The 24638-nt window shown below is 56.9% G+C and carries 27 protein-coding genes and 1 pseudogene; 11 read left to right on the top strand and 17 right to left on the bottom strand.

Annotated features, from left to right (window positions below):
* Window positions 1–12: 12 nt before the first annotated feature.
* The gene (gene yfbR / locus GVK32_RS11875; protein ID WP_123709399.1) at window positions 13–612 is read left to right on the top strand and encodes a 5'-deoxynucleotidase; all 600 of its coding nucleotides are present in this window, start codon (window positions 13–15) and stop codon (window positions 610–612) included.
* Window positions 613–657: 45 nt separating this feature from the next.
* Here yfbR and GVK32_RS11870 read toward each other — a convergent pair whose 3' ends face one another.
* The 4 genes from GVK32_RS11870 to yfbV all read right to left on the bottom strand — a co-directional run bounded on the left by GVK32_RS11870 (window position 658) and on the right by yfbV (window position 4274).
* On the bottom strand, window positions 658–2490 hold the full coding sequence (locus GVK32_RS11870) for an SLC13 family permease (protein WP_159865893.1): 1833 nt from the start codon (window positions 2488–2490) through the stop codon (window positions 658–660).
* A gap of 76 nt (window positions 2491–2566) precedes the next feature.
* Window positions 2567–3226 carry a sugar phosphatase gene (locus GVK32_RS11865; protein WP_159865890.1) on the bottom strand — a complete coding sequence of 220 codons (660 nt, stop codon included), beginning with the start codon at window positions 3224–3226 and terminating at the stop codon, window positions 2567–2569.
* An 11-nt stretch (window positions 3227–3237) separates the two neighbouring features.
* A complete protein-coding gene (locus GVK32_RS11860) occupies window positions 3238–3732 on the bottom strand; it encodes a YfbU family protein (RefSeq protein WP_041146568.1) in 495 nt (164 codons plus the stop codon).
* Between the two features lie 86 nt (window positions 3733–3818).
* On the bottom strand, window positions 3819–4274 hold the full coding sequence (gene yfbV / locus GVK32_RS11855; RefSeq protein ID WP_041146569.1) for a terminus macrodomain insulation protein YfbV: 456 nt from the start codon (window positions 4272–4274) through the stop codon (window positions 3819–3821).
* Between the two features lie 337 nt (window positions 4275–4611).
* Between yfbV and ackA the strand changes: the two genes are divergently transcribed.
* Window positions 4612–5814, top strand: a complete 1203-nt coding sequence (gene ackA, locus GVK32_RS11850) for an acetate kinase (RefSeq protein ID WP_159865887.1) — start codon at window positions 4612–4614, stop codon at window positions 5812–5814.
* A gap of 231 nt (window positions 5815–6045) precedes the next feature.
* Window positions 6046–8190: a phosphate acetyltransferase gene (gene pta / locus GVK32_RS11845; RefSeq protein WP_159865884.1), complete on the top strand. Its 2145-nt coding sequence runs from the start codon at window positions 6046–6048 to the stop codon at window positions 8188–8190.
* Window positions 8191–8255: 65 nt separating this feature from the next.
* On the opposite strand, the gene GVK32_RS11840 is transcribed toward pta, so the two are convergent.
* The 5 genes from GVK32_RS11840 to GVK32_RS11820 all read right to left on the bottom strand — a co-directional run bounded on the left by GVK32_RS11840 (window position 8256) and on the right by GVK32_RS11820 (window position 12234).
* Window positions 8256–9209 (bottom strand): transketolase family protein, encoded by a 954-nt coding sequence (locus GVK32_RS11840; RefSeq protein WP_159865881.1) that lies wholly within the window; start codon window positions 9207–9209, stop codon window positions 8256–8258.
* Window positions 9202–10032, bottom strand: coding sequence for a transketolase (locus GVK32_RS11835; RefSeq protein ID WP_159865878.1), 831 nt, complete (start codon window positions 10030–10032; stop codon window positions 9202–9204). Before GVK32_RS11835 ends, GVK32_RS11840 begins: the two co-directional genes overlap by 8 nt.
* Window positions 10029–11420 carry a PTS ascorbate transporter subunit IIC gene (locus GVK32_RS11830; protein ID WP_159865875.1) on the bottom strand — a complete coding sequence of 464 codons (1392 nt, stop codon included), beginning with the start codon at window positions 11418–11420 and terminating at the stop codon, window positions 10029–10031. Before GVK32_RS11830 ends, GVK32_RS11835 begins: the two co-directional genes overlap by 4 nt.
* A 20-nt stretch (window positions 11421–11440) precedes the next feature.
* The gene (locus GVK32_RS11825) at window positions 11441–11713 is read right to left on the bottom strand and encodes a PTS sugar transporter subunit IIB (RefSeq protein ID WP_041146575.1); all 273 of its coding nucleotides are present in this window, start codon (window positions 11711–11713) and stop codon (window positions 11441–11443) included.
* Window positions 11714–11790: 77 nt separating this feature from the next.
* The gene (locus tag GVK32_RS11820) at window positions 11791–12234 is read right to left on the bottom strand and encodes a PTS sugar transporter subunit IIA (protein ID WP_159865872.1); all 444 of its coding nucleotides are present in this window, start codon (window positions 12232–12234) and stop codon (window positions 11791–11793) included.
* Between the two features lie 238 nt (window positions 12235–12472).
* Between GVK32_RS11820 and GVK32_RS11815 the strand changes: the two genes are divergently transcribed.
* Window positions 12473–13492, top strand: coding sequence for a LacI family DNA-binding transcriptional regulator (locus GVK32_RS11815; RefSeq protein ID WP_159865869.1), 1020 nt, complete (start codon window positions 12473–12475; stop codon window positions 13490–13492).
* 4 nt (window positions 13493–13496) lie between these two features.
* Here the strand turns inward: GVK32_RS11815 and yfcD are convergent, their stop codons facing one another.
* From yfcD to GVK32_RS11795, 4 genes are all read right to left on the bottom strand, one after another.
* Entirely contained in the window at window positions 13497–14060 is a 564-nt protein-coding gene (gene yfcD, locus GVK32_RS11810) for an NUDIX hydrolase YfcD (protein WP_041146578.1), read from the bottom strand.
* A 57-nt stretch (window positions 14061–14117) separates the two neighbouring features.
* Window positions 14118–14669 (bottom strand): phosphodiesterase, encoded by a 552-nt coding sequence (gene yfcE / locus GVK32_RS11805; protein ID WP_133599244.1) that lies wholly within the window; start codon window positions 14667–14669, stop codon window positions 14118–14120.
* A 54-nt stretch (window positions 14670–14723) separates the two neighbouring features.
* A complete protein-coding gene (yfcF, locus tag GVK32_RS11800; protein WP_159865866.1) occupies window positions 14724–15368 on the bottom strand; it encodes a glutathione transferase in 645 nt (214 codons plus the stop codon).
* An 85-nt stretch (window positions 15369–15453) separates the two neighbouring features.
* Window positions 15454–16875: an aldehyde dehydrogenase family protein gene (locus GVK32_RS11795; protein ID WP_159865863.1), complete on the bottom strand. Its 1422-nt coding sequence runs from the start codon at window positions 16873–16875 to the stop codon at window positions 15454–15456.
* Between the two features lie 103 nt (window positions 16876–16978).
* Between GVK32_RS11795 and GVK32_RS11790 the strand changes: the two genes are divergently transcribed.
* From GVK32_RS11790 to GVK32_RS11760, 7 genes and pseudogenes are all read left to right on the top strand, one after another.
* Entirely contained in the window at window positions 16979–17887 is a 909-nt protein-coding gene (locus tag GVK32_RS11790; RefSeq protein ID WP_159865860.1) for a LysR family transcriptional regulator, read from the top strand.
* Between the two features lie 77 nt (window positions 17888–17964).
* On the top strand, window positions 17965–18594 hold the full coding sequence (yfcG, locus tag GVK32_RS11785) for a GSH-dependent disulfide bond oxidoreductase (RefSeq protein WP_159865857.1): 630 nt from the start codon (window positions 17965–17967) through the stop codon (window positions 18592–18594).
* Between the two features lie 65 nt (window positions 18595–18659).
* The gene (folX, locus tag GVK32_RS11780; RefSeq protein WP_159865854.1) at window positions 18660–19022 is read left to right on the top strand and encodes a dihydroneopterin triphosphate 2'-epimerase; all 363 of its coding nucleotides are present in this window, start codon (window positions 18660–18662) and stop codon (window positions 19020–19022) included.
* A gap of 18 nt (window positions 19023–19040) precedes the next feature.
* Window positions 19041–19934 carry a TIGR01777 family oxidoreductase gene (locus GVK32_RS11775; protein ID WP_123709411.1) on the top strand — a complete coding sequence of 298 codons (894 nt, stop codon included), beginning with the start codon at window positions 19041–19043 and terminating at the stop codon, window positions 19932–19934.
* A gap of 220 nt (window positions 19935–20154) precedes the next feature.
* Window positions 20155–20416: pseudogene (locus GVK32_RS11770) on the top strand (hypothetical protein).
* On the top strand, window positions 20413–20979 hold the full coding sequence (locus GVK32_RS11765) for an AlpA family transcriptional regulator (protein WP_159865851.1): 567 nt from the start codon (window positions 20413–20415) through the stop codon (window positions 20977–20979). Before GVK32_RS11770 ends, GVK32_RS11765 begins: the two are co-directional and overlap by 4 nt.
* Window positions 20980–21064: 85 nt before the next feature.
* Window positions 21065–21562, top strand: coding sequence for a GNAT family N-acetyltransferase (locus GVK32_RS11760; protein ID WP_159865848.1), 498 nt, complete (start codon window positions 21065–21067; stop codon window positions 21560–21562).
* Between the two features lie 43 nt (window positions 21563–21605).
* Here the strand turns inward: GVK32_RS11760 and hisP are convergent, their stop codons facing one another.
* From hisP to hisJ, 4 genes are all read right to left on the bottom strand, one after another.
* On the bottom strand, window positions 21606–22379 hold the full coding sequence (gene hisP / locus GVK32_RS11755; RefSeq protein ID WP_041146588.1) for a histidine ABC transporter ATP-binding protein HisP: 774 nt from the start codon (window positions 22377–22379) through the stop codon (window positions 21606–21608).
* 7 nt (window positions 22380–22386) lie between these two features.
* Window positions 22387–23103, bottom strand: a complete 717-nt coding sequence (locus GVK32_RS11750; RefSeq protein ID WP_159865845.1) for an ABC transporter permease — start codon at window positions 23101–23103, stop codon at window positions 22387–22389.
* Window positions 23100–23786, bottom strand: a complete 687-nt coding sequence (locus GVK32_RS11745; protein ID WP_159866371.1) for a histidine ABC transporter permease HisQ — start codon at window positions 23784–23786, stop codon at window positions 23100–23102. The genes GVK32_RS11750 and GVK32_RS11745 overlap by 4 nt, the downstream gene beginning before the upstream one ends.
* A 66-nt stretch (window positions 23787–23852) precedes the next feature.
* Window positions 23853–24635 (bottom strand): histidine ABC transporter substrate-binding protein HisJ, encoded by a 783-nt coding sequence (gene hisJ, locus GVK32_RS11740; RefSeq protein ID WP_041146591.1) that lies wholly within the window; start codon window positions 24633–24635, stop codon window positions 23853–23855.
* Between the last annotated feature and the right edge of the window lie 3 nt (window positions 24636–24638).

The raw sequence follows: 24638 nt of genomic DNA, 5'->3' as shown, positions 1-24638 counted from the left end.
TTAAGGGTCCTTATGAGTCAGAGTCATTTCTTTGCCCACCTCTCCCGCCTGAAGCTGATTAACCGCTGGCCGCTGATGCGCAACGTGCGTACCGAAAACGTGTCCGAGCATAGTCTGCAGGTCGCCATGGTCGCCCATGCGCTGGCGGCAATTAAGAATCGCAAGTTTGCGGGCAACGTTAATGCCGAGCGGATCGCGCTGCTGGCGATGTACCATGATGCGTCGGAAGTTTTAACCGGCGATCTGCCGACACCGGTAAAATATTTCAACTCGCAGATCGCCCAGGAATATAAGGCCATTGAGAAAATTGCCCAGCAGAAGCTGATCGATATGGTCCCCGACGAGCTGCGCGATATTTTTGAGCCGCTGATTGATGAACACAGCTACAGCGAAGAGGAAAAATCAATCGTCAAGCAGGCCGATGCGCTCTGCGCCTATCTGAAATGCCTCGAAGAGCTGTCGGCCGGGAATAACGAATTTTTACTGGCCAAAGGCCGGCTCGAGAAAACGCTGGAATCCCGCCGCAGCGATGAAATGGATTATTTTATGCAGGTGTTTGTCCCGAGCTTTCATCTCTCTCTGGATGAAATCAGCCAGGACTCCCCGCTGTAAATCGACGCTAGCCCGGCCTGCGGCCGGGCCATGAGGAAACGGGGCTCAGAACGGGAACAGGACCGGGATCAGCAGCACGCAAACCACCATCACCAGCACGGTAAAAGGCACGCCGATCTTCACAAAATCGCTGAACGAGTATTTACCGGGACCCAGTACCAGGGTGTTAACCGGTGAAGATACCGGGGTCATAAATGCCGCCGAAGCCGCCATCGCCACCACCATCGCAAAGGGGTAAGGCGACACGCCCATTGAGTTCGCTGCCGCCAGCGCAATCGGCGCCATCAGCACCGCCGTTGCGGTGTTTGAAATAAACAGGCCGATGGCCGCGCACATCACAAACAGACAGCCCAGCATTAAATAGGGTCCTTTGTTGCCGGCAACGTCCATCAGTCCCTGAACAACTAAATCCACGCCGCCGGTTTTCTGCAGCGCCAGCGCAAAAGGCATCATCCCGACAATCAGAATAATGCTCGGCCAGTGAATCGCTTTGTAAGCGCTCTCGGCGTTGATACAGCGAAACTTCCCCATCAAAAGGCAGGAGATAATGGCGGCAATTGGGTTGGGAATTTCATCGGTGAGCATCAGGGCCACCATCAGCACCAGGCAGAAAATAGCATGCGCCGCCTGGCTGTGGGCCGGTGAGGCATCGTTCACCTCGATCGGCATATTTAGCACCACAAAATCACGCCCACGCTTCGCCAGCAGGGCAATCTGCCGCCAGTTGCCGACCACCAGCATGATATCTCCAAGCTGCAGGGACTCATCGACCACCGCGCCATCGAGGGCTTTGCCGTCCCGCTTCAGGCCGACAATATTGAGACCAAAGCGGGTGCGGAAGGCGATTTCACGCACCGTTTTACCGATAAGCTCCGAGTCGGGGATCAGCGTCACCTCCGCCATGCCAACATCCAGCGCCTGGTCGGAGAAATACTCCCCGCGCAGCACCATCGGCTCAAGCATTTGCTCCCCGCAGAACTGGCGCAAATCGACGTCCGAAGCCGACATGTCAATCAGCAGAACGTCGCGGGCGCGGAACTCGGATACCCCGTTAACGTTCACAATCACCCGCCGAAAACGACGCCAGCGCTCCACGCCGATAATGTTAGCGCAGTAGCGCTCGCGTAGCTTAAGATCGTCGAGACGCTGGCCAATCATCGGCGAACCGGGGCGGATCGCCAGGCGACGCGCCCTGCCGGTTAAATGGTACTCTTTGATTAAATCGCGAAAGGTGCTTCTCTTACGTCCGTCGCGCGACAACTCGCTCTCGTCGCCTTTCAGCATAAAGCGAACCGCCAGCATGTAGAAAACGCCCAGCACCAAAACCACCAGACCAATGGGCGTCACGCTAAAGAAGCTAAAGCCCTGCAGCCCTTCGCGTATCAGCTCGCTGTTGACTACGAGATTAGGCGGCGTTGCCACCAGGGTCATCATCCCGCTGATAAGCCCCGCAAAGCTCAGCGGCATCATCAGGCGCGACGGGGAGGTATTCATGCGTGCAGAAACGCTCAGCACCACCGGAATAAAAATAGCCACTACTCCGGTGGAGCTCATAAACGCGCCCAGCCCGGCGACGGTCAGCATCAGGTAGATCAGCATTTTTGTTTCGCTGCTGCCCGCTACCTTCACCAGCCAGCTGCCGACTTTGCTTGCGACGCCGGTGCGCACGAGGCCGTCACCGATGATAAACAGCGCGGCGATAAGAATAACGTTCGGATCGCTAAAACCGGAAAACGCTTCGCTGAGAGTCAGCGTATCGCTGAGGACGAAGGCGACGATCACCAGCAGCGCGATAGCATCCATGCGCACTTTTCCGGTGGCAAACAGCACGACCGCAACGGCAAGAAGAGACAGCACCCAAATCAGTTCACCGTTCACAACTTATCCTTGTCTGAAGATGGAGTCGAAATTGTGGCACAAAAAAGCCCCGACAGAGCGGGGCTAAATCATGAGATTATGCTTTAAGCGTAACGCTAACGTTGCCGTCTGGCTGCCGGATAATCTCCAGCTCTTCGAGGCTGGTCAGCACAAAGTCTGCTTCATCGAGACGCGGCGCGTCGGCAGGCACGTTAACGGCAATAGTACGGCATCCGGCGCTCAGGCCGGACAGTAATCCCGCCGGCGCGTCCTCAACCACCGCACACGCCTGCGGCGCCAGCCCCAGCAGCTCGGCCCCGAGCAGATAGGCATCGGGTGCCGGCTTGCCGTGCTTAACCCGCTCCGCCGTGACGAAAATTTTAGCGTCGGGCAGTCCCCCGGCGCGATGGCGCGCATGGGCGACGGGCACCGAACCGGAGGTGACGATAGCCCACGGAATGCCAGCACTATCCAGCTGAGTCAGCAGCGCAACCGCCCCCGGCAGCGCCGTAATACCGTCGGTATCCTGCGCCTCTACTGCTTCGAGGTAGCGGAATTCCGTCTGAATCTCCTCTTCGCTACGCCCGGGTAAAAAATGGCGTAAAGAGGTTATCGCCTGCTTGCCGTGGATAAAGTTCAGCACTTCATCATGCGGGATGCCGAAACGATCCGCCCACGTACACCACGAGCGTTCCACCACCGGCAAAGAATCGACTAACGTCCCGTCAAGATCGAACAGAAAACCTTTACACTGCACGGAAACCTCCATCAGGCGTTGATAATTTGATTAATTTCGTTGCTGCTCAAATGGTACTGCCGCGGGCATGAGTGCCAGGCGGCCAGCATACGCTGATATTTTTCCCACATCGGCGTTTGCGAATTGAAACCGTGAGTGCCGGCGTCAAAGTGGCTGTAGCGCCCCTCGACGTTGACGATAAAACGCACGTAGCCGAGGAGGCGCGCTTCGGTAGCCACGTCGAACCCCAGGAAGGTCACCCGACGCTCGTCGATTTCGCTGCCGTCCTTGAGGTTAGTCCAGGAGACGTGCATCGCATGATACATTTCCATGATATCGATGACGGTACGGCAGGTTTCCTCGGTCAGCTCGCCGAATTCGCGGTCCAGTTCGCGCATCTGCAGCCCGTAACCACGCTCGATGATGGTCTGCAGACGGCGATAGCGCTCAGCGTTGTCCGGGTCGAGCATCGTCATCATCTTGTACTGATTTGACAAAATCAGGCGCTGCGCATTGGTCATTTCCATTTTTTGACTCCTGTGGCACTTTACGGCGTGAAAAAAGAAGGCGCATTAATCATGCGCCTTCTTTTATATGCGTTTTCCTTAGGGAATTACAAATCATCAAGGAAAGTTTTATCCAGTTGTTTGAAGGCGCGCTTAAGCGTGTCAGCTAAAGCCTGATAATCAGGCTTACCGTCAACCGGCGCCAGCGCCTGTCCCGCCTCCTGCAGCTTGCCGCGAACTTCATAAAACCAGTTCAATACTGACGGCGGCAGCGGCGTCACCGAACGTTTACCCAGCCACCACAGTCCCTGCATGGGCAGACTCAACGCAAACAGCGCCGTGGCGACCGCGGGACCCAACTGGCCGCCGAGGGCAATTTGCCAGCACAGCGTAAAGACGGCGACCGGAGGCATGATGCGAATCGCGTAGCGGGTGGCGCGAATAATGCGGTTTTCAATAAACACCGGGGCGAGGCGTTTATCTAAAGGCCAGGTCTTTGTGTAATGCTGCCCGCGGCGAAACAAGCTGAAAAAGCTAACGGGACGATTCTCGGGTGTCGACATGGCTGTACCTCAACTTTACATATAAATCTTAAAATATTCGTGCAAAACACCAACTGTGCATGACAACGTTCAAAACATTTTGGCAATGGGTGCGGCAATCAGGTATCCTGTGCCCACTTGAAAGGGCGATAGACCCTTTTACCAGGTTAGTCAAATTATCGCATATTCTGCCATTGTCTGAAAATTATTCAAAATGGCATAAAATCAAATGTACTTATCTCATCGTGCCCGGAAACAGAACAAGGCATGATGTTAATCATAAATGTCGATGTCATCCTGCGCTACGCTTTGTGACACAATGACGTTTTTTTAGCCACGTATCATAAAAGGTACTTCCATGTCGAGTAAGCTAGTACTGGTTCTGAACTGCGGTAGTTCCTCACTGAAATTTGCTATCATTGATGCTCTCAACGGTGACGAATATCTGTCCGGTTTAGCCGAATGTTTCCATCTTCCTGAAGCACGTATCAAATGGAAAATGGATGGCAGCAAACAAGAAGCAGATTTAGGCGCTGGCGCCGCTCACAGTGAAGCGCTTAACTTTATCGTTAACACTATTCTGGCACAAAAACCAGAACTGTCTGCTCAGCTGACCGCAATTGGCCATCGTATCGTTCACGGTGGTGAGAAATACACCAGTTCCGTGGTGATTGACGATTCCGTCATTCAGGGCATCAAAGATTCCGCCTCTTTCGCACCGCTGCACAACCCGGCGCATCTGATCGGTATTGCTGAAGCGCTGAAATCCTTCCCACACCTGAAAGACAAGAACGTTGCCGTGTTCGACACCGCGTTCCATCAGACCATGCCGGAAGAATCTTACCTCTACGCCCTGCCGTACAGCCTCTACAAAGAGCACGGCGTCCGTCGCTATGGCGCCCACGGCACCAGCCACTTCTACGTGACTCAGGAAGCAGCAAAAGTCCTGAACAAACCGGTTGAAGAGCTGAACATCATCACCTGCCATCTGGGCAACGGTGGTTCTGTTTCCGCTATCCGTAACGGCCAGTGCGTTGATACCTCTATGGGTCTGACCCCGCTGGAAGGCCTGGTCATGGGTACCCGTTCAGGCGATATCGACCCGGCAATCATCTTCCATCTGCACGACTCCCTGGGCATGAGCGTTGATGCTATCAACAAAATGCTGACCAAAGAGTCCGGCCTGCTCGGCCTGACTGAAGTCACCAGCGACTGTCGTTATGTTGAAGACAACTACACGGATAAAGCAGACGCTAAGCGCGCGATGGACGTTTACTGCCACCGCCTGGCAAAATACATCGGCTCCTACACCGCGCTGATGGACGGTCGTCTGGACGCGGTTATCTTCACCGGCGGCATCGGTGAAAACGCGGCGATGGTTCGTGAACTGTCTCTGGGCAAACTGGGCGTACTGGGCTTCGATGTTGACCATGAACGCAACCTGGCAGCCCGTTTCGGCAAATCCGGCTTCATCAACAAAGAAGGTACCCGCCCTGCACTGGTCATCCCGACCAACGAAGAGCTGGTTATCGCGCAAGACGCCAACCGTCTGACCGCCTGATTGCACACCACCAGCGATAATCCTCAATAATTCGAGTTGCAGGAAAGCGGCGACGCAGCAAATCCCCGGGAGCGTAAGAGAAGTACGTGACCGGGGTGAGCGACAAATCCGTCGTCGCGGCGGCCCACAAGGGCAAATGCCAACGCGTATGCAGCTTGAAGTATGACGGGAAGCTGGGGGTGCAGTTTTTGTATCCCGCCTGATACTGGCGGTAACGAAAGAGGATATATCGTGTCCCGTATAATCATGCTAATCCCTACCGGAACCAGCGTAGGCCTGACCAGCGTCAGCCTCGGTGTTATCCGTGCTATGGAACGTAAAGGCGTTCGCCTGAGCGTCTTTAAACCTATCGCGCAACCGCGTGCTGGCGGCGATGCGCCTGACCAGACGACCGCCATCGTTCGCGCGAATTCCAACCTTCCGGCCGCAGAGCCGCTGAAGATGAGCCACGTCGAGTCGCTGCTGTCCAGCAACCAGAAAGACGTGCTGATGGAAGAGATCATTGCTAACTACCACACAAGCACTCAGGATGCTGAAGTCGTGCTGGTAGAAGGCCTGGTTCCGACGCGTAAACACCAGTTTGCCCAGTCGCTGAACTTCGAAATTGCCAAAACCCTGAACGCTGAAATCGTCTTCGTGATGTCTCAGGGCACCGACACCCAGGAACAGCTGCACGAGCGTATCGAACTGACCCGCAACAGCTTCGGCGGCACGAAGAACACCAACATTACCGGTGTTATCGTCAACAAGCTGAACGCGCCGGTTGACGAGCAGGGGCGTACCCGTCCCGACCTGTCTGAAATTTTCGATGACTCTTCGAAAGCGAAAGTGGTCAAGATCGATCCGGCTCAGCTGCAGAACGGCAGCGCGCTGCCGATCCTCGGCGCGGTGCCGTGGAGCTTCGATCTGATTGCCACCCGCGCAATCGATATGGCGCACCACCTGAATGCCACCATCATCAATGAAGGTGACATCAATACCCGCCGCGTGAAATCCGTTACCTTCTGTGCGCGCAGCATTCCGCACATGCTGGAACACTTCCGCGCAGGTTCACTGCTGGTGACCTCCGCCGATCGTCCTGACGTCCTGGTTGCAGCCTGCCTGGCGGCGATGAACGGCGTAGAAATCGGCGCGCTGCTGCTGACCGGTGCCTACGAAATGGACGCCCGCGTGAGCAAGCTGTGCGAACGCGCGTTTGCCACCGGCCTGCCGGTATTCATGGTTAACACCAACACCTGGCAGACCTCTCTGAGCCTGCAGAGCTTCAACCTGGAAGTTCCGGTTGACGATCACGAGCGCATCGAGAAAGTTCAGGAATACGTGGCAAGCTACATCAACGCCGACTGGATCGAGTCCCTGACTGCGACCTCCGAGCGCAGCCGTCGCCTCTCTCCGCCGGCCTTCCGCTACCAGCTCACCGAGCTGGCGCGCAAAGCGGGCAAACGCGTCGTTCTGCCGGAAGGCAACGAGCCGCGTACCGTTAAAGCCGCGGCAATCTGTGCAGAACGCGGTATCGCAACCTGCGTGCTGCTGGGTAACCCGGATGAGATCAACCGCGTTGCCGCCGCTCAGGGCGTAGAGCTGGGTTCGGGTATCGAAATCGTCGATCCGGAAGTGGTTCGCGAAAGCTACGTGGCTCGCCTGGTCGAACTGCGTAAGAGCAAGGGCATGACCGAAGCGGTTGCTCGCGAGCAGCTGGAAGACAACGTGGTTCTCGGCACGCTGATGCTGGAGCAGGACGAAGTCGACGGTCTGGTGTCCGGCGCGGTACACACCACCGCCAACACCATTCGTCCGCCGCTGCAGTTGATCAAAACGGCGCCGGGCAGCTCTCTGGTCTCCTCCGTGTTCTTCATGCTGCTGCCTGAACAGGTTTACGTGTACGGCGACTGCGCGATTAACCCGGACCCAACCGCAGAACAGCTGGCAGAGATCGCGATTCAGTCCGCGGACTCCGCAATCGCCTTTGGCATTGAACCGCGCGTGGCGATGCTCTCCTACTCCACCGGCACCTCCGGCGCCGGTAGCGACGTCGAAAAAGTGCGTGAAGCAACGCGTCTGGCGCAGGAAAAACGTCCTGACCTGATGATCGACGGCCCGCTGCAGTACGATGCCGCCGTTATGGCTGACGTGGCAAAATCCAAGGCGCCGAACTCTCCGGTTGCCGGCCGCGCGACCGTGTTCATCTTCCCGGATCTGAACACCGGTAACACCACTTACAAAGCCGTACAGCGTTCTGCTGACCTGATCTCCATCGGGCCGATGCTGCAGGGTATGCGTAAGCCGGTGAACGACCTGTCCCGCGGCGCGCTGGTAGACGATATCGTCTACACCATCGCGCTGACCGCGATTCAGTCGTCTCAGCAGCAGCAGTAATACTCTCCGCCGGCGCCTGCGCCGGTCGGTAAAAACAAAGGCGACCACGTGGTCGCCTTTTTTATTTACAGCAGCTCTCTCGCCGCCGACACTATGTCATGGGCCGTCAGGCCGTACTCCTTCTGCAGGAAATCCTGGGTACCGACCTGACCGTAGCGCTCCTTCACCCCCACGCGGCGCATCGGCACCGGACAGGTTTCCACCAGCACCTCGGCGACGGCTGAGCCCAGCCCGTTGTGAATGCTGTGATTTTCGCAGGTCACGATGCGCCCGGTTTTCTCGGCATAATTTTTCACCAGCATGCGGTCAATAGGCTTGAGGGTAAACATATCAATCACCGCCGCGCTGACGCCCTCCAGCTCGAGCTGTCGCGCCGCCTCCAGCGCCTCGGCCACCATAATGCCGTTGGCAATCAGGGTAATATCTTCGCCTTCCCGCAGCACATTGCCCTTGCCGATGGTAAACGTTGAGCCCGGGGCGTAGACGCTCGGCGCCTGCTTGCGGATGGTACGCACCCAGTAGAAACCGTGAAGTTTCATCAGCTGGCGCAGGATATCGTCGAACATCACCGCATCGGTGACCTCCAGTACCACCGAGTGCGCCAGGCCGCGAACAATCCCCATATCTTCAAACGACATATGGGTGCCGCCGTTATGGCAGGCGGTAACGCCGGCGTCGGAGGCAATAACCTTGACGTTGTTACGCTGATAATCCAGCGCCATAAACAGCTGGTCGAAACAGCGACGGCTGGCAAAAGCGGTAAAGGTATGAACAAACGGCTGACGTCCGGTCAGCGACAGGCCGGCGGCGGTCCCGATAACGTTGGCCTCCATGATGCCGCAGTTGATCACGTGCTGCGGATAATTCCGCGCCACGCCGTCCATTGCCATCGAACTCATCAGATCGGCCTCGAGGGCGATAATGTCGCTCCCGGCCTCAATCTGCCGGGCGACAAATCCGGCGTACACTTTGCGCATTTCCACGGCGTCTTTTTGTCCTGCGGGTACGACGTTAATCATGTGCGGCCTCCAGTTGACGAATCGTCTCATTCAGCGCCGCAGTCATCTCATCCGTCAGGCGCAGGTGATGGGAGTTGCTGAGCCGCTCAAGATACGGCACGCCCTGCCCCTTAATGCTGTCGAGGATCACCACCCGCGGACGGGCATCGGCGGCCGGCACGGGCTGTACCGCCTCCAGCAGCCCGACAATGTCATCTCCCTTCACGGTGATGGCGTCAAAACCAAAGGCGCGGAACTTCTCCTCGAGGTTGAAGGCGCGGATAATTTCGTCGAGCGTGCCGTCAAGCTGCAGCTTGTTCCAGTCAACAAACACCGTCAGATTATTCAGGCGATGGTGGGCGATAAACTGAAACGCCTCCCAGCACTGCCCCTCGTTGAGCTCGCCGTCGCCGACAATGCAGAATACCCGATTCGGGCGCCCGGCCAGCTTATGCGAGAGCGCCATGCCGCCAGCGATGGAAATCCCCTGCCCCAGCGAACCGGTGGTCGCATCGACTCCCCGCGTTTTCAGGCGGTCCGGGTGGCTTGGCAGACGAGTGCCGTTATGGTTCAGCGTGCTGAGATCTTCCATTGGGAAATAGCCCTTGATGGCTAAGGTGCTGTAGAGCGCCGGACCGGCATGCCCTTTTGACAGCACAAAGTAGTCGCGCTCCGGCCAGTCCGGGTCAGCGGGGTCGATTTTCATCACCGCGCCGTACAGCACCGCCAGCGTTTCGACGACCGACATGCTGCCGCCATAGTGGCCAAAACCCAGATTGGTCAGCGATTTAAGCGTGGCGACGCGAATGTCGCGCGCCAGTTGGGTCACTTCTTGCACATTCATGATTTAGCTCCGGTATTCTCCTGCGCGCTATTGCCCGCAGATTTCTTCTTCGCAAAGACGTTGTACGCAACCAGCAGAGCGAACAGCGCCACAACAAGACCCGTAATCGCAAACGGCGACAGGTAGCGCGCCAGGTTGCCGAGCACGATGCCGATTGCGCCGAAGTCGGCGTCAGAGAAGGTGGTATTGGCAAAACCGATCGCCCCCAGAACCGGCAGCAGCAGCACCGGCAGGAAGGTGATCAACAGGCCGTTGGCAAACGCGCCAATCATCGCGCCCCGACGACCGCCGGTGGCGTTGCCGAAGACTCCCGCCGTCGCACCGGTGAAAAAGTGCGGCACGACGCCCGGTAGAATCAGCACCAGATTCATTTGTCCGAGCAGGAACAGCCCCACCAGACCACCGAGGAAGCTGAACAGGAAGCCGATCAGCACCGCGTTGGGCGCATATGGGTAGACCACCGGGCAGTCCAGCGCAGGGCGCGCGTTCGGCACCAGTTTTTCTGAGAATCCGGTAAATGCCGGCACGATTTCCGCAAGGATCAGACGCACCCCTTGCAGGATGATGAACACCCCGGCGGCGAAGGTAATCGCCATGATAATGGCGTAGACCAGATAGTTTTGGCCGCCGCTAAAGGTGCTTTCCACATACTCACGTCCCGCGCTCACGGCCATGATCAGGTAGATAATCATCATCGTCAGGGAGATAGAGATGGAACTGTCACGCAGGAAGCTGAGGTTCTTCGGCAGATTCATCTCTTCGGTGGAGCGGGAGCCTTTTCCGCAGACGCTGCCAATCCAGCCCGAAAGCACGTAGCCCAGGGTACCGAAGTGGCCGAAGGCAATATCATCGGTTCCGGTAATTCGCTTCATATAGCGCTGCGCCAGCGCCGGGAAGAACGCCATCACCAGGCCTAAGATCAGCGAGCCGGTAAACACCAGCCCCACGCCTTCGAAGCCCGCCACGGTGAGGATCACGCCGATCATACAGGCCATATAGAAGGTATGATGCCCGGTCAGGAAGATATACTTCAGCCGCGTAAAGCGAGCGACGATGATATTCGCAACCATCCCAAAGGCCATAATTAGCGCGGTTGACGCGCCGTATTTTTCGAGGGCAATAGAAACAATCGCCTCGTTATTTGGAATAATCCCCTGAATATTAAAGGCGTGTTCAAACATGCCTCCCAGCGGATTCAGCGAACCGACTAATACCGTCGCTCCGCCGCCCAAAACAATAAATCCAAGAATGGTTTTAATCGTTCCTTTGACGACGTCAGAAAATGATTTTTTTTGTGCCACCAGGCCGATCAGCGCAATTAACCCCACCAGCACCGAGGGCACTTTCAGAATATCAACAACAAAATTCAGCGTTTCCAGGATAAACATATCCGCCTCGCTACAAATAGTTATTGTTTGGCGAACCACGCGCGCAGCTGCGCTTCGAGTTCATTGATGTCGATGATGTTGGTGATCACCACCAGCTGGCTTTCCGGCACGCTGGCGCTGGCGGCAATGTCTTTAGCCATCACGAATAAATCTGCCGCTCCCGGCGTTGCCGATGAGAGATCGGAGTGTTCAACTTCCGCTTCAATTTCGAGCTTTTTAAGCACTTTTTTAATATTCATTTCAACCATAAAACTACTGCCCAGGCCAGAACCACAAATCGCCATAATTTTCATTGTTATCACCTTTTTTGGGTACAGTTGGTCCGCATCACGCCAGGCGTAATGGGTTATAAATCAGGTTATGAATAAGATCAGAATCGCGCGATTATCGTTTTAATTTCCTCCAGGGTTTTCGCTTGATGTAATTGTTCCATATCTTCGTCGCTGGAAAATAATTCAGCCAGCGCGGAAATCATCTCGATATGGCTATGCTTATCGGGCGCCGCCAGCATAATAATAACATCGACCGGGTCGAACTCTTCTGAACCAAACGACACGCCTTGCTCCAGCTTCAGCAGCGAAAGGCCAAGACCTTTGGTGCCCTCTTCCGGCCGCGCATGCGGCATTGCCAGCCCCGGTGCCAGCACATAGTAGGGTCCCAGCTTCGCATGTTGTTCAACAATCGCGGTCACGTACTCGGGCGCAATAACGCCGGCGTCGAGCAGCGGCGTGGCACAAACCTCAAGAGCCTGAGGCCAGGCTTCTACGCTCTGCCGGAGCGTGATAGTGGCATCAAAGATCCATTTACTGAGCATTTTATCTCCCCCGTCTTTTAGCAAAAGATGGGCAAACTTTATTCAAGCGCACAGCAGTTAGCTGCGATGGTGATCACAAAGATAGCGCTATCAACAGATAACATTCAAAATTGTGATAGCGCTATCAATTCGCAATCATCATATGAAAACGCAGCAAAAATGTGGATTTAAAGCGTATACTCCCTGAAACGTAAAGTGATGGATGCTAATGAAAAGCGTCTGTTCAGCAGGAATATGTATGTCTCTAACCCGAAAACGGCGTAGTACCGGTAAGGTGACGATCGCCGATGTTGCCCAGCTTGCCGGCGTGGGCACGATGACCGTCTCGCGTGCGCTGCGCACGCCGGAGCAGGTTTCCGACAAGCTTCGTGAAAAAATCGAAGCCGCGGTGCAGGAGCTGGGATATATGCCCAATCTGGCCGCCAGCGCGCTGGCTTCCGCCTCCTCAAGAACGATAGCCATGGTGGTGCCAAATCTTGCCGAAGCGGGCTGCTCCGCGATGTTTGCCGGGCTTCAGCAGGTGCTGCAGCCGGCGGGTTATCAGATTATGCTGGCGGAGTCGCAGCATCGTCTTGAACAGGAAGAGAAGCTGCTGGAAACGCTGCTGGCGTCGAACATTGCGGCCGCCATTCTGCTCAGCGTTGAACATAGCGATACCGTACGCCACTGGCTGAATAACGCGTCGATTCCGGTGATGGAGATGGGCGCCATGCGCGCCGACCCGATTGATATGAATATCGGCATTGATAACGTTGCCGCCATGTTCGAGCTCACCGAAATGCTCATTCATCGCGGCTATCAGAATATCGGCCTGCTGTGCGCCAACCAGGAGCAGTGGATTTTTCAGCAGCATCTGCAGGGGTGGTACAAAGCGATGCTGCGCCACCATATGTCGCCAAATAGGGTGATTAACGCCGCGCTTCCCCCCAGTTTTTCCACCGGCGCTTCGCAGCTACCGGAATTTTTGCTGGCGTGGCCGGAGCTGGATGCGCTGGTCTGCGTCTCCGACGAGCTGGCGTGCGGCGCGCTGTACGAATGCCAGCGTCGGCGTATTAAAGTCCCGGACGATTTGGCGGTCGTCGGCTTCGGCGATAGCGATGTCAGCCGGGTCTGCCAGCCGCCGCTAACCACGATGGCCGTACCGCATCACAAGATTGGTATTGAAGCTGGACGCGCGCTTCTGGAGCGCCTTAATGAAGGAAACTGGAGCGGCGGAAAACCCATCGTCTCCAGTTTATGCCTGCGGGATAGCTGCTAGGCGGCTACTCGGCCTCTTCCTGCTTTTCCTGCTTTTCCGGTTTTGCCGACTCGTTGTTGGCATTGCGGGTCATCCACAGCGCCAGCGCTTTTAACGAGTCCGGGGTGAACTCATCGCAGCGGGCGGTGATCTCTTCCGGCGTCAGCCAGCACACTTCGCTGACCTCCTCTTCCTGCAAAGCAAAGGGGCCGTGCGACACGCAGCTAAACAGGCTTCCCCAGACGCGGCAGTGCTTATCTTCGTAGTAGAACTGGCCGTGGTCGGCAAAGGGTACGCCAGCAATGCCCAGCTCCTCTTCGGCCTCGCGACGCGCTGAATCCAGCAGTTGCTCGTCGGCCTGCACCACGCCACCGGCGGTGGCATCCAGCATGCCCGGCTGAAAATCTTTTATCTCGGTACGACGCTGCACCAGAATTTTGCCCATTCCATCATGAACGACAATGTAGGTTGCACGATGGCGCAGGCACTGCGCGCGCATTTGCTCGCGGCTGGATTGCGCTATCACCTCATTGTTTTCATTAACGATATCTACCCATTCTGTGCTTGCCAAATCGTTCTGTTCCGCCATCAGGAAACCTTACTTTTTAAAGCGCTCTTGCGGCGCGTCTTTACGGTTGGGGGTAAATTACGGGTTAATTGCCACCTCTGCAATAACCTGATGATCATCGAGTGCTAAAACCTGCAGCCGATCCCCTTCAAGGAGGCCATAGCTGGCGGGAAATCCCCCTTTGGGGATGCTCACGGAACCGGGGTTAAAGAGAAAAATATCGCCGCGCTTCTCGGCTACCGGAATATGAGTATGACCATAAACCAGGACATCGCCAGCGCAGAGCGACGGCAATTTTTCGGGGCTGTACAGATGCCCGTGAGTCAGAAACAGCCGACACCGTTCAGTCAGAACCTGCTGCCAGGGCGCGGTGATGGGAAAGTCCAGCAGCATCTGATCGACTTCGCTGTCGCAGTTGCCGCGTACGGCAATAATGCGCGCCGCAGCGCCATTGAGCTTCCCGGCAACTTCTGCCGGCGCGTAGCCCTCAGGGAGAGCGTTACGCGGCCCGTGGTTGAGCACGTCACCCAGAATAATCAGCCACTGCGCCCCGCTCTGCGCGAACCGTTCCAGCACGCGCTCGGCGGCGGGCAGAGAACCATGAATATCCGATGCAAACATCAGCCGCATTTTTTCATCTCCACGCATTACGATGCCCTATGATAGCGGAACCGCGAACGCGAATCAGCCGGCTCGTTTGGCCGACAGTGCGGCATAGCGCTGAACGGATGCCCGCTGCCACTGGAAGGCGGCGTAATCTGCCAGCCGCTCCGGCACCTCATCACCATTAAGCACCAGTCGGTTGAGCATAAGCGCGAGGTCAGTATCGGCAATTGACCATTCGCCGAACAGATTGGTGCCGCCGTGGGCCAGCAGTCCGGAAACCGTCTCGAAGAGTTTTTCTGCGCTCCTGCGCCCCGCCGCGCTCAGCGCAGGTTTCTTTTGCCCGGCGAAAATCACGTCGGTAGAGCGCTCTTCGCGAATGGGCAGCAGATCGCTGCGCAGCCAGGCCTGAACCTGACGGGCACGGGCCCTCTTTTGCAGATCGTGGGGATAGAGCCGCTCCCACTCCGGCGGCGCAAAGCGCTCGTCGAGATATTCACTAATCGCGGACGATTCGCTGAGGGCAAAATCGTCAACCTCCAGCAGCGGCACGCGCCGGGTGGCAGAGTATCCCTTCCAGCCCGCCTGCAGGTGTTCGCCGCTATCCAGATTGACGGTTTTAAGCGTAAAAGGCAGGCTCTTCTCCTGCAGGGAAACGTAGACTGACATCACGTACGGAGAGAAAAAATCGGAATTGGACCACAGGGTAATGACCGGCTGACTCATGGCATCCTCAATTAATAATGGGGCGATAAAGCAACATATCCTGTCTTCTGAGGGATGTCACTTACCGCACCATGAGGATTTTGCACTAGCCAACAAGCAGCGTTTTCGGCTCCAGATAGGCCTGCATTCCCCATCTCCCCATTTCACGCCCCACCCCGGATTGCTTGAACCCGCCAAACGGCGCCTGCGGCTCATGTTCGAGGGTATTGACCAGCACGCGCCCGGACTCAATCGCCAGCGCCACCTCCGTCCCGCGCTGGCGATCGCCGCATAATACCAGCGCGCTCAGTCCGTACGCGGTGTCGTTGGCAATCGCAATTGCTTCAGCCTCGTCCTGATAAGGGATAATGACCAGCACCGGGCCAAAAATCTCTTCCCGCGCGATACGCATTTGATTATGCGCATCGCTGAACACGGTCGGTTTAACGCACCAGCCTTTTTCCATGCCCTGCGGCCGGCCAACGCCTCCCGTCAGCACCCGGGCGCCCTCCTGCTGGCCAAGGCGGATATAATCCTGCACCCGCTGCCACTGCTTATGGCTGACCATCGGGCCAATCACGGTCCGCGGATCGCGCGGGTCGCCAGACTTATAGTCGGCTTCAACGGCCTGTACGATAGCCTGCTCAAACTCGGCCTGGCGCCGGGCGGGGAGCAAAATACGCGTGCCGGCAACGCACGCCTGCCCGCTGTTCATAAACCCGGCCGCCAGCGCCAGCGGAACCGCCAGCTCGATATCCGCATCATCAAGAATCACGGTGGGCGACTTGCCTCCAAGCTCCAGCGTCACGCGCTTGAGCGTTTGCGCCCCGCTTTCGATAATATGTTTGCCGACGGCGGTTGAGCCGGTAAACGAAATTTTTGCGATATCGGGGTGATGGTTAATGACATCCCCCACGACCTCGCCGCGCCCGGTGACGATATTAAATACGCCCGCCGGGATCCCAGCCGCATGCAGCGCTTCGCTAATAATTTGCGTCTGCCAGGCGCTCATCTCACTCGGCTTAATCACCGCCGTACAGCCTGCCGCCATCGCCGTCGCCAGCTTGCTGCAAATAAAACCGGCATCGCTGTTCCACGGCGTAATCAATCCCGCGACGCCGACCGGCGTCATCACCACCCGGGCACGCCCGGCCTGCTCGACGAACTCAAAACACTCCAGCGTGACCATCGCCTGCCTGATGGTTTGCGCCGGCCACGCCGCCATCCATTGCGAGCGGGAAGCCGGTGCGCCGTATTCCGTGACAATCGCTTCCAGCAGGTCGGCCTCCCGCGCCTGAACGGCAAGGTACATGCGTTCCAGCACCGCCAAACGCTCCTCTTTCGTCGTCCGCGACCACGCCGGAAATGCCGCCTTTGCCGCAGCAATCGCCTGCTCCGCATCCCGTTCGTCAGCCAGTCGGACCCGGCCAATCGTCGCTTCGGTCGCCGGATTAAACAGTGCAAACTCTTCGCTACCGTGCGGCGTGACAAACTGGCCGTTGATATAAATTTGGTTGATGTTCTGCATAACGCTCTCCCCACCTTGCTGGATACCCGGCAGTATAGGGTCGTCGTATTGCCGCGATAAGCGGGTATAATCAACACAGTCTGTTACGAAAATCGGGATAATTATGCAGCGTAGCGGTATTACCGAACTCGCAGTCCTCCTCGCCGTCGCGCACCGGCAAAGCTTTCGGGCAGCGGCCCGGGAGCTGGGTATGTCGGCGACCGCCGTCAGCAACGCCGTTGCCGGACTGGAGGCCCGCCTGAACGTGCGCCTGTTCAATCGTACGACCCGCAGCGTCGCGTTGACCGAAGCCGGACAGCGTTACGTTGAGCGGATAGCGCCCGCCGTAGCCGAAATCCAGCGCGCCTCGGAGGAGGTCGCCACCCGGCCTGAAATGCCGAGCGGGACGCTGCGGATCAACGCGCCGCGGGAAAGCGTTGCCCTACTGTTTGATATTTTCGAGACCTTCCTCAAGCGCTATCCATCCATGCGCCTGGATATCACCACCGAATCCCGGCTGGTGGATATCGTTGCCGAAGGCTACGACGCGGGGATCCGCCTGGCGGAGTCGCTGCCGCAGGATATGATTGCCGTCACCCTGACGCCCGACGCGCGGATGCTGATCGTCGGCACCCCGGACTATTTTGCCCGCCACGGCGTTCCGCAAGGTCCGGACGATCTTATGCATCATCAGGGGATTAGCATGCGTATGTCACACGGCGGAATTTATCGCTGGGAGCTCGAGAGGGATGGGCAAAAAATGGCGCTTAACGTCCCGCCGCGCATTATTCTTAGCGAGATGCAGGCTATTCACCGCGCGGCGCTGGCGGGGATCGGGCTGGCGTTTATTTCTGACTGGTTTATCCAGGACGATCTTGCCGGCGGCAGGCTCATCAGCGTGATGGACGACTGGTGCCCTTCTTTTGGCGGCCTCTCCCTCTACTACCCGGGCCGCCGCCATATCCCGCCGGGGCTGCAGGCGTTTATCGCCCTGGTGCGCGAAATGAGGTCTCCGTCCACCGCGGCGCGCTGAATTTCTGCCCTGCGCTCCCGTAATACGCCAGGTCACCTATACTCGAAAACTGGCGACCCACGACGGCGGGAGACATCATGATCGATCTTTACTACGCACCCACCCCAAACGGCCAAAAAATCGTTCTGTTCCTCGAAGAGGCTGAGCTGGCCTATCGGCTGATTCGGGTCGATATCAACAAGGGCGAACAGTTCCGCCCGCAGTTTCTCAGCCTTTCACCCAACAATAAAATCCCGGCGATAGTTGACCACGTTCCCGCTGACGGCGGAGCGCCGCTGAGCCTGTTCGAATCCGGGGCCATTCTGCTCTACCTCGCCGAGAAATCGGCAAAGCTGCTGAGCGGCGAGCTGCGCGAGCGCCACGTTACGCTGCAGTGGCTGTTCTGGCAGGTGGGCGGACTGGGACCGATGCTTGGGCAAAATCAGCACTTTAACCATTCGACACCGCAGACGGTTCCCTATGCCATTGAGCGCTATCAGGTGGAAACGCAGCGGCTATATAGCGTGCTCAACCGGCGTCTGGAGGTCAGCCCGTGGCTCGGCGGAGAACGCTACAGCATTGCCGATATCGCCTGCTGGCCGTGGATTAGCGCGCACCAGCGCCAGCGTATCGATCTGGCAAACTTCCCGGCGGTACATAACTGGTTTGAGCGTATTCGCCAGCGCCCTGCAACCGCTCAGGCATTGCTGAAAATTCAACAATATTAACCCCCTGCTCGCACGAACCGCTTTCATGTATGATTGCGGGAATGACAACACGAAGGAAGCCTGCAATGTCTCAGCCAGACGCCATTATTCGTATAAAAAACCTACGCTTGCGTACTTTTATTGGTATTAAAGAGGAAGAGATCGCCAACCGCCAGGATGTGGTGGTCAACGTCGCCATCCACTACCCAGCGGATCAATCCCGCAACAGCGAAGATATCAACGATGCGCTGAATTACCGCACCATTACCAAGCGTATCATCAGCCATATTGAGAATAACCGCTTCTTCTTACTGGAAAAATTAACTCAGGATGTGCTCGATATCGCATGCGAAAATCACTGGGTCACTTATGCTGAAGTTGAGATCGATAAACTCTATGCACTACGCTACGCCGACTCGGTATCAATGACCATGAGCTGGCGGCGGTAGGCTTCTTAGGGAGGCGCTATGAAGATTCTGCTTACCGGCGGTACCGGCCTGATTGGTCGGCATCTCATCCCCCGGCTGCTTGAGCTGGGGCATAACGTAACGGTATCCACGCGCAGCCCGGAAAAAGCCCGCGCCCGGCTCGATCCCCGCGTCACGCTGTGGCGCGGCTTTGACAATCACCAGCACCTCAACGACATTGACGCCGTTATCAATCTGGCGGGCGAGCCTATCGCCGACAAGCGCTGGACGGCGGAGCAAAAGCAGCGCCTGTGCCACAGCCGCTGGGATATCACGCAAAAGCTGGTCGCGCTCATCAACGCCAGCGACACCCCGCCTGCGGTGCTGATTAGCGGCTCTGCGGCAGGTTATTATGGCGACCTCGGAGAGGTTGTTGTCACCGAAGAAGAGCCGCCGCACAACGAGTTCACCCACAAACTCTGCGCCCGCTGGGAACAGCTGGCCTGCGAAGCGCAAAGCGACCGCACCCGCGTCTGTCTGCTGCGAACCGGCGTTGTGCTGGCCTCGAGAGGCGGCATCCTTGCCAAAATGACCCCCGCCTTTAAGCTCGGCCTTGGTGGCCCTATCGGCAGCGGCAGGCAGTATCTGGCGTGGATCCATATCGACGATATGGTTAACGCTATTCTGTGGCTGCTGGATAACGACTTGCGCGGCCCCTTTAACATGGTTTCGCCTTATCCGGTACGCAACGAACAGTTCGCCCACGCGCTTGGCCAGGCGCTAAATCGCCCGGCCATTTTTCGCGTGCCGGCGGCGGCGATGCGCCTGCTTATGGGTGAATCCTCGGTACTGGTGCTCGGCGGCCAGCGCGCGTTGCCAAAACGACTGGAAGCCGCGGGCTTTGGCTTTCGCTGGTACGATTTAGAAGAAGCGCTAAAAGACGTCCTTGGCTAACACAATTTAATCCCGGGAGATTTACCGCTCTCCCGGACTCCCCTGCCGCCCGTGGAAGCTATCTCGCAGTAATCCAATCTCCCGCCACCGTTCACTTATCGCCGTGAAGCTCGTTCCAGCGTCCTTTCTCGCTCTCTGTCATAACGTCCCGGTGTTTGTTTTGTCAACATAACACTGTTGACAATCGTCAACATAACACTCAGTATCAGAGGACACATTGATGAAGGAACATCCGGATAAGCACATCAGGGCAGCCATCGATTATGCTCGCGCCCGGGGGTGGATTTTTTATTGCTGGCGGGAAAAGCGCGCACTGCTTCGGACGGCTCAGGTGCGGTACGGCCAATCATCGCGAGCACATGATGAGCATCTGGTCTACTCCTGCCGTTCCCGAGAAGCACGCGAGGCAAATTATCAGGATGGTCGACCACTGTCGTTCAACGTCGACGGCCTGGTTTAATCATAAGGATCGCAAACTATGACCCTCTATAACTTTACCCTGACGCTATCAGGCGTTAGCACCCACACGCCAGATCTCGAGGACGCGCTGTATCGCGCCGGCTGTGCCGACGCGCTGGTTTGTTTTTACGGAACGGCGGTGTATCTGGAATTCGATCGCGAAAGCGAATCGCTCGAACGGGCGATTCTGTCTGCCATCGATAACATCGAATCCGCATCGGAGCTGAATGCCCGGGTCGAGTCCGTTGACGCCACGCTGGTGGGCCTAAGCGATATCGCTGAACTCACCGGTCTTTCACGACAGGCCGTTGCCCTGCTGAAAGACGGGGCGCGCGGCTCCGGCAAATTCCCCGGCCCCGTACAGCGCGTAAAAGGCAACTCGCCGCTGTGGCGCTGGAAAACCATTGTCAGCTGGCTGCTCGCGGAAGCAAGAATTGCGGCAGACTCACCGCTGGTGGTACACGCAGAGGTCCTCGACAGCCTGAATCTGGCCCTGCAGCTGCGGGCCTCTCAGCAGAGCGAAACCGTGCTGCACTATTTTCACGGGCTCGACAAGCCGCAGCCAGCCTCACCGGCCGCCGGGTAACCGCCGCAACGATCGGGACAGGATCGTGTTATCCGGGACTTTCTGGTGTTAAGGTTAATGGACGATCCCCCGTTATGGCCCGCTTATGATTACGCTAACCACCTCGCGCCTGCTGCTTTCTCCGTTCAGTGAATCCGACTGGCCCTTTTTCCTGCGCCTGCGCAGCGACCCTCAGGTGATGCGTTTTATGGGGCCTATCCTTGACGAGGAGGCGCTGCGAAACGTCTTCGATGCGCGGCGTGAAGCATCCGGCGTATTCGTACTACGCGATAGCCGCGGCGAGGCTCTTGGCGACATCGGCCTGCGCATCAGCAGTAAAAATCCGCACGAAGCGGACGTCGGCTACGCGCTGCTGCCTGAGGCTCAGGGGCATGGCTATGCCAGTGAAGCGCTGGGGGAGGTTTGCCGCTACGGATTTACCCGGCTCGGCGTTAACGCGATTAATGCGTGGGTCATCGGGGATAATTCAGGTTCTTCGCGGCTGCTGGAAAAGCATGGTTTCCGGCGGATCCAGATCCTCGAGAAGGCCTGGCATCTGGACGGCGTTGACTACGATGACTGGATCTATCGCCTGGAGCGCTGATCCTGTCCCGGCAGGGTTAACCCCGCCGGGGAGAGCGTGAAATTTACTTCAACGAACCCTTGAGGAACTGCTGCAGACGCGGGCTTTTCGGATTACCGAAAAGCTCATCAGGATGGCCTTCCTCTTCAATCTTGCCCTGATGGAGGAAAATAACGTGCGAGGAGACGTGGCGGGCAAAGCCCATTTCGTGCGTCACCACCACCATCGTTTTCCCCTCTTCCGCCAGCTGCTGCATAATGCGCAGCACTTCCCCCACCAGCTCAGGGTCAAGCGCAGAGGTCGGTTCGTCGAACAGAAGGACTTCAGGCTCCATCGCCAGCGCGCGCGCAATGGACACGCGCTGCTGCTGACCGCCGGAAAGATGCACCGGATATTTGATCTGCTGACGCTCGTCAATACCGACTTTCGCCAGGTACTTTTCTGCCCGTACCCGCGCTTCCTGCTTGCTTAGCCCCAGCACCTGAATGGGCGCTTCCATGACGTTTTCCAGCACCGTCATATGGCTCCACAGGTTGAAATGCTGGAATACCATCGTCAGACGGGTGCGCAGCAGGCGCAGCTGGTTTTTATCCGCAACCTTGAGCTGACCATCCTTGTCGCGCACCAGGCCAATATTCTGCCCGCTCACCACAATCGTGCCTTCGCTCGGTTTCTCAAGGAAGTTAATACAGCGCAAAAAGGTACTTTTACCGGAACCCGATGAGCCGATGATGCTGATAACGTCCCCGGCTTCTGCCCGCATCGAGACACCTTTCAGCACCTCATGCTCGCCGTAACGTTTATGGAGATCGATAACGTTTAATTTATTGTCGGACATGGCGTTCTCAGTGCGTCGAAGAAGGTTTTATATGCTGCAGCCAGCGCTTTTCCGCTTTGCGGAACAGGCTAATCAGCATATACGAGATAATTAAGTACAGCACCGCGGCAATGCCGAAGGCGGTAAACGGCTGATAGGTCGCCGAGTTAATATCACGGGCAATTTTCAGCAGATCCGGCACCGTGGCGGTAAAGGCCAGCGCTGTGGAGTGCAGCATCAGAATCACTTCATTACTGTACGCCGGCAGCGCGATGCGCAGCGCGGAGGGGAGAATAATGCAGCGATACAGTTTGGCCGATGAAAAACCATACGCCCGCGCCGCCTCAATTTCACCGGCGGGAACCGAACGAATCGCCCCGGCAAAAATCTCCGTCGTATAGGCACAGGTATTCAGCGTCAGCGCCAGCACCGTACAGTTCAGGCCGCTGCGGAAGAAGGCGTTCAGCAGCTCGGTACCTTTGACAATTTCCAGCGTATACATACCGGAGTAAAACACCAGCAGCTGCACGTAGAGCGGCGTGCCGCGGAAAATATAGGTAAAAAGCCAGATCGGAAACTGAATGTACTTATTGCTGGAGACGCGCCCGATGGCGAGAAAAATCGCCAGCACGCCGCCCATCACCACCGAGGAGATTAACAGCCACAGCGTGATGGCGACGCCGGTAAAGCGGTAGCCGTCGGTCCACAGCAGGGATTTCCAGTACTCCTGAATGATCTCAATCACAGGTCAGCCCTCTTCACGCCCACGGTATAACGGCGTTCAAGCAGCAGCAGCACACCATTGGAAATCGTTGTAAATACGAGATAAATCAGACCGCAGACGATGGCAAAATAGAACGGCTGCCAGGTGCTTTTCCCCGCCAGCTGCGTCGCTTTCACCACATCCTCCAGCCCCAGCAGCGAAACCAGCGCCGTGGCTTTCAGGATAACCTGCCAGTTGTTGCCGATCCCCGGCAGCGCATAGCGCATCATCGACGGGAACAGAATGCGCCGAAACGTCTGCCCGCCGCTGAAACCAAAGGCGGTCGCCGCTTCGATATGTCCTTTCGGTACCGCGAGGAAGGCGCCACGGAAGGTTTCAGTAAAGTATGCGCCGTAGATAAAGCCCAGCGTGATGATGCCTGCAATCATCGGGTCGATGTCAAACTGCGACATTCCCAACGCATCGGTGAGCGTGTTCAGTGCAATCTGCAGCCCGTAGAAAATCAGCAGCATCAGCACCAGATCCGGTACGCCACGAATTAAGGTGGTGTAGCCTTCAAATACCAGCGCCAGCGGTCGATTGCTCGATAGCTTCGCGCCGGCGCCGGCCAGACCAATCAGGACCGCCAGCACAACCGAACTAAGGGCCAGCTCCAGCGTGACAAGAGCGCCCTGCAATATTACCTGTGAAAACCCGTACAGCATGCTGTCTGCCCTGTCTATCATCGACCACCGCGCGCGAAAATACGCGCGGTGGCGTACGCGTGATGGTTAGTCGCCGTACACGTTAAAATCGAAATATTTTTTCGCCAGCTTGTCATAGGTGCCATCTTTGCGCATTTCGGCGAAGGCTTTGTTCAGCGCTTCACGCAGCTCGTTGTCGTCTTTACGCAGGCCCATGCCGGTGCCGACGCCAAACAGCTTCTCGTCCTTAATGGACGGGCCGCCAAACTGATAGTCTTTACCTACCGGCTGCTTGAGGAAGCCTTCGCTGGCGGCCACTTCATCCTGGAACGCAGCGTCAATGCGGCCAGCGGTCAGGTCGGAATAGATATTGTCCTGGCCCTGATAGGAGACAATCTCAATCCCTTTTGGCGCCCAGTGCTCGTTGCCGTAAGTTTCCTGGGTTGTGCCCTGCAGCACGCCGATACGCTTGCCCTTCAGGCGAGTAAGATCCGGCGTGATATCGCTGCCCTTTTTCACCACCAGGCGGGAATCGGCAGCATAAAGTTTGTCGGTGAAGGCAATTTCCTGCTGGCGTTTTTCAGTAATAGAAAGCGAAGACATAATCGCATCGATTTTCTTCGCTTTTAAAGAGGGGATCAGCGCGTCCAGCGGGTTTTCAACGAAGGTACATTGCGTATTGATGCGCTTACACAGCTCTTTGGCCAGATCGATGTCAAAACCAATCAACTCACCCTGCGCATTTTTCGATTCAAACGGGGCATAAGTGGGATCTGTACCGATACGAACCTTTTGCGGAATTGCTGCGAATACCGTGGAAACGCTGGAAAGGGCCAGCGCTAAAGAAAGAGACAACGCCAGTTTTTTCATAAC

Source organism: Klebsiella sp. 18074, assembly GCF_902705905.1.
In the GTDB taxonomy this organism is placed as follows: domain Bacteria; phylum Pseudomonadota; class Gammaproteobacteria; order Enterobacterales; family Enterobacteriaceae; genus Klebsiella; species Klebsiella terrigena.
This window is presented reverse-complemented; position numbering and strand designations above follow the sequence as displayed.